7 protein-coding genes are annotated in these 4,130 nt (G+C 66.2%); 5 read left to right on the top strand and 2 right to left on the bottom strand.

Annotated features, from left to right (window positions below):
- Nucleotides 1-592: response regulator (locus FKP22_RS22915; protein WP_141289990.1), on the top strand; the 592-nt coding region annotated here is incomplete at its 5' end.
- Between the two features lie 21 nt (nucleotides 593-613).
- Here the strand turns inward: FKP22_RS22915 and FKP22_RS22910 are convergent.
- The gene (locus tag FKP22_RS22910) at nucleotides 614-1,693 is read right to left on the bottom strand and encodes an ABC transporter substrate-binding protein (RefSeq protein ID WP_170201028.1); all 1,080 of its coding nucleotides are present in this window, start codon (nucleotides 1,691-1,693) and stop codon (nucleotides 614-616) included.
- 8 nt (nucleotides 1,694-1,701) lie between these two features.
- Here FKP22_RS22910 and FKP22_RS32520 point away from each other — a divergent pair, with 8 nt between their 5' ends.
- From FKP22_RS32520 to FKP22_RS22895, 4 genes are all read left to right on the top strand, one after another.
- Entirely contained in the window at nucleotides 1,702-1,947 is a 246-nt protein-coding gene (locus tag FKP22_RS32520; protein ID WP_170201027.1) for a hypothetical protein, read from the top strand.
- Nucleotides 1,948-1,992: 45 nt separating this feature from the next.
- Nucleotides 1,993-2,553: a hypothetical protein gene (locus tag FKP22_RS22905; RefSeq protein WP_211361533.1), complete on the top strand. Its 561-nt coding sequence runs from the start codon at nucleotides 1,993-1,995 to the stop codon at nucleotides 2,551-2,553.
- A gap of 179 nt (nucleotides 2,554-2,732) precedes the next feature.
- Nucleotides 2,733-3,002 carry a CopG family transcriptional regulator gene (locus tag FKP22_RS22900; protein ID WP_231010027.1) on the top strand — a complete coding sequence of 90 codons (270 nt, stop codon included), beginning with the start codon at nucleotides 2,733-2,735 and terminating at the stop codon, nucleotides 3,000-3,002.
- Complete coding sequence (locus tag FKP22_RS22895) at nucleotides 2,999-3,430, top strand: TA system VapC family ribonuclease toxin (RefSeq protein WP_141289987.1); 432 nt, start codon at nucleotides 2,999-3,001, stop codon at nucleotides 3,428-3,430. Before FKP22_RS22900 ends, FKP22_RS22895 begins: the two co-directional genes overlap by 4 nt.
- A 51-nt stretch (nucleotides 3,431-3,481) precedes the next feature.
- Here FKP22_RS22895 and FKP22_RS22890 read toward each other — a convergent pair whose 3' ends face one another.
- On the bottom strand, nucleotides 3,482-4,099 hold the full coding sequence (locus FKP22_RS22890) for a GNAT family N-acetyltransferase (RefSeq protein ID WP_141289986.1): 618 nt from the start codon (nucleotides 4,097-4,099) through the stop codon (nucleotides 3,482-3,484).
- Nucleotides 4,100-4,130 lie beyond the last annotated feature (31 nt).

Here is a 4,130-nt window from a genome sequence, read left to right as displayed (position 1 = left end):
CTTCACCACCAAGGGCGTGGGCCACGGCACCGGCCTGGGCCTGGCCGTGGTGCACGGCATCGTGGCCACCCACCGCGGCAGCATCACGGTCGACAGCAGCCCCGGCGCTGGCAGCTGCTTCACGCTTTACCTGCCACTGGCCGATGAACCCGTCGCGCAGCCGCCCAGTGCGCCAGCTCCGGCGCCTGCCGGCACCGCCGGCCAGGGCGAACACGTGCTGGTGGTCGACGACGATCCTGCGATCGGCCTGATCGTCGAACGCCTGCTGCAAACCGCCGGCTACCGCGTCACCTTGTTCGAGCAGTCGCCTGCCGCGCTGACCGAACTGCGGCACAACGCTGCGGCCTACGACCTGCTGCTCAGCGACTTCAACATGCCCGAACTCTCGGGCCTGGAACTCGCCCAGGCCAGCGCCGAACTGCGCCCCGAACTGCCGGTCGTCATCAGCTCAGGCTACCTGTCCGACGAAGTGCGGCAGGCGGCCAGGGAGGCCGGCGTGAAGGCGCTGCTGCAGAAGGAGTTCAGCGTGGAGCAGCTGCCGGCGCTGGTGCGGCGGGTGCTGGACGAGCGGCCGAAGAGGCCGCCTGCTTGACCCGCAGCCTCGGCGGCAGGCTCAGCGCCGGACCTTGCAGTCCTCGGTCAGCACCGTCAGTTCAACAAAGCGCGGACCCGCGCGCTCCTGCGGCGAAAAGCCAACGCGCACGCCGCCGAGGTCCAGGTCGCGGAAGCTGTCCAGCGCCGCGGCCAGCTTGGCCGACGTGGGATTGGGGCCGGCCCGCTTGAGGCCTTCGACCAGCAGCTTGGCGTTCAGGAAGCCTTCCATGGCCGCGAAATTGACCGGTGGCGGCGATTCCATGCCTTTGCGCGATGCCTGGAACTCGTTGACCACGGCCACGCCGATGTTGGTCGGGTGCGGCACCACCTGCGAGATCGCCACGCCGCGGCACTCGCTGGCCAGCTCGGTGAAGAACTCCTGGCCGTTGACGTTGGACACCGCAATGAACTGCGGGTGGGACCCTCTGGCCCGCATCGCGCGGATGAACAGCGCGCAGCCCTTGGGCGTGCAGGCCATCAGCACGGCCTGTGGCTCGGCCGCGGCAATCTTCGCGACGGCAGGCGCCACCTGCATGTCCTGCCGGTTGAAGCTTGCCGAAGCGACCTCAGTCATCTTCTGCGACTTGATGGCTGTCTCGAAGTGGTCGCGAACTTCCTTGCCAAATGCGTCTTCCTGGAAGAACACCGCCACCCGGCTGATGCCCATGGTGCCGATCTGCTGCACGATCTTGGCCGCCTCGTCGGCGTAGCTGGCGCGCAGGTTGTAGACGTAGTCATTGCCCGGCTTGCGCAATGCGGCTGCCCCGGTGATCGGTCCCACCAACGGAATCTTGCGCTCCTGCACCATCGGCAGCACGGCCTGCACCGTGGGCGTGGAGCGGTAGCTGAACAGCGCGATGACGTTCTTGTCGTCGATCAGCGTCTTGGTGTTCTCCACAGCGAGTTTCGGGTCGCGCTTGTCGTCCAGCGAAATCAGGCGGATCTTGCTGCCGTTGACCCCGCCGCGCGCATTGACGGCCCGGAAATACGCTTCCGCGCCTTCCACGTTGTCCTTGGCGGAAGCCTCCCCCGAAAGCTCGGCCGACTGGCCGATCAGGATGTCACTGGCACGGGCCAGCGGCGCGGCGGACAACAGCATGGCGGAACATGACAACAGGCCTGCGTGCAGCAGCCTGGACAGGCGGCGGGAAAATGGCATTCGGCGCTTTCGATGAAATCAACCCCAGATCCGGCCGGCATTGTGGCTGCGACGCCATGCGAGGTGTTGGGCACGGTGTTGCTGGCAGGGAACATTCGGCCTCGGCGCCGCCGACATTCGCCATGCAAGGCAAATACGTGCTGGGGTTTGCGGCAGCGCATGAACGAGCTCATTTCTTGCCGTTCAATGTCTGAATCGATCTGCCAGCCTTCTTCTGTTGGGGCGGGCTTCGCGTCGACTTGACGGAGGCCGGCTCGCTCGATAAAACGAGCGCCAGTCGAAGACGGGAGGGAGCCGCATTGCGACAAGTCAGGGTGGGTGGCGCGAGCAAGGCCGAACTGCTGGCCCAGCTCGAGGCCGCAGGTGTGGCGCTCAACGAAGCCGGCAAATCGCTCTTTGCAGACGAGCGCTTCACGACCTCTGCGGTGACTTCGCTGCGGGAGGTCGTCGAGCTTGCCGTTGCCGAATTGGGCTTCGCCGAGGGGGCGACCTGGGCGCAAGTGATCGAGCGAGCGATGAGCCAAGGCCTGACGCCGTGCCCGCTTGAACTTGGGCCGCATCTCCGGCTCCAGTTCCTCGACCAGGCCGAAGGCTTTCTCGGGCAGCCGGTCACGCAGCACCGCGCGCCACCGGGCTCGCTGACGGTGGCGTCGCTGCCGATTGCTGAAGATGACGACACGCCCAAAGGCTTCTACCTGCGGCGGATCGAAGGGGTGCTGTGGCTGCGCGGCTACCGGTCCGGCGCCGATCACCTCTGGAGCCCGGAAGACCGCCTTGTCTTTTGCCGGGCGGGTGACTGAAGTCGTGACGCCCCCCCCGGCGTTTCTTCGCCGGGCTGGTGACTGCTTGCGCGATGGTGCGGGGCCCGGTCTTCATCGACTTGGCCCGGTTGCGTGACGACCGAAAGACAGTGGAGCGCGTTGTCCAACGCCTATCCGGAGCCAGCGCGTCCGATCACGGCCATTGACTGTGATGCGAGATGTATGATGCTCGGCATCAATCTTCGGAGGCGATCATGCGCACAACGCTAGCAATCGATGACGACGTGCTGGCTGCCGCGAAGCACTTGGCTGAGCGAGAGCAACGCAGCCTCGGCGAGGTCATCTCCTCGCTGGCGCGCCAGGGGCTGTCCCGTGGCAAGCGCGGTGGCGCAAGCGAGCGCAACGGCATCCCGTTGCTGCCGGTTCGCAAGGGCGGTCAAACCGTGACGCTTGAGTTGGTGAATCAGTTGCGGGACGAGCAAGCTTGACGCGCTATTTGCTGGACGTGAACGTCCTGATTGCGTTGATCGACCCCGCACACGTTCAACACGAATCGGTTCATGAATGGTTTGGCCGCTTGGGTCGAAAGGCCTTCGCGACCTGCCCCATCACCGAGAACGGACTGCTTCGAATCGTGGGGCATCCGAAGTACCCCAATTCACCTGGACCACCGAGCTCGGTGGTAGGGGCACTCACCGCCATGCGGAGCATGGCTGGGCACGAGTTCTGGGCCGACAGCATCAGCTTGGTGGACAGCGCAGGCGTTGATCCAGCGCTGTTGTCCAGCCATTCGCGCGTGACCGACAGCTACCTTCTTGCCTTGGCGCGGGCGAACAAAGGCAAGCTTGCAACCATGGACATGAAGCTGGCCTCCGAGGTGGTCGCCGACGGGCGAAAGTTCCTGGAATTCATCTGAGGCACAGGCTGCTGTGGACTGAGGCATCGCTTGCGGCAGATGACGTGGGTGTCAATCTTCCAGCGCCAATCCCAGGCACACCGATTCCGCCCGCCCGACATACCGCCCCCATGGCGCGCATTCCGTGAACCCCTGCGCCGCATAAAACCGCAGCGCCCGTGTGTTCGCGCGGCGGGTTTCGAGGCGCAGTTCGCGGAAGCCTTGGGTCCAGGCTTCGTGGCTCAACCAGGCCAGGACGGCTTGGCCGATGCCGCGGCTGGATTCGCTGGCGTACATGCGCTTGATCTCCGCGCAGCGGGTCGGCCCTTCTGCTGCGGGCAACAGGAGCGGGCGGAAGGCGCCGCAGCCGACGGCCTTGCCTTCGCCATTCCAGGCGAGGGCGAAGGCGCTGCTGGTGGGCGACCAGTCGGCCAGGCCGGCGCGGCCGTCTGAGCCGTACTTGCGCAGCAATTCTGCGGAGAGGGCGTCGAGCAGAGCTTGTGCTTCGAGCGCATCGGGTGTGCTGGGTCGAACCTGCAGCCCGGCTGCCCCCAGGCGCTTGAACATCACGCGGGTGGCGCCTGCGCCGCCTTCGGCCGTCTTGGCGTAGTCCGGGATGAAGCCGCAGCGCTGGTAGCCGCGCTGCCAGTACAGGCCTTCGGCGGGGCTGGCGCGCCAGGTGTCCAGCACGATCAGGCGCCGGCCGCGGCGGGGAACTCAG

The sequence above is a fragment of the Ideonella azotifigens genome (assembly GCF_006519715.1).
In the GTDB taxonomy this organism is placed as follows: domain Bacteria; phylum Pseudomonadota; class Gammaproteobacteria; order Burkholderiales; family Burkholderiaceae_C; genus Ideonella; species Ideonella azotifigens.
Note: the sequence above shows the minus strand (reverse complement) of the source record. Positions and strands in the feature narration are given on the sequence as shown.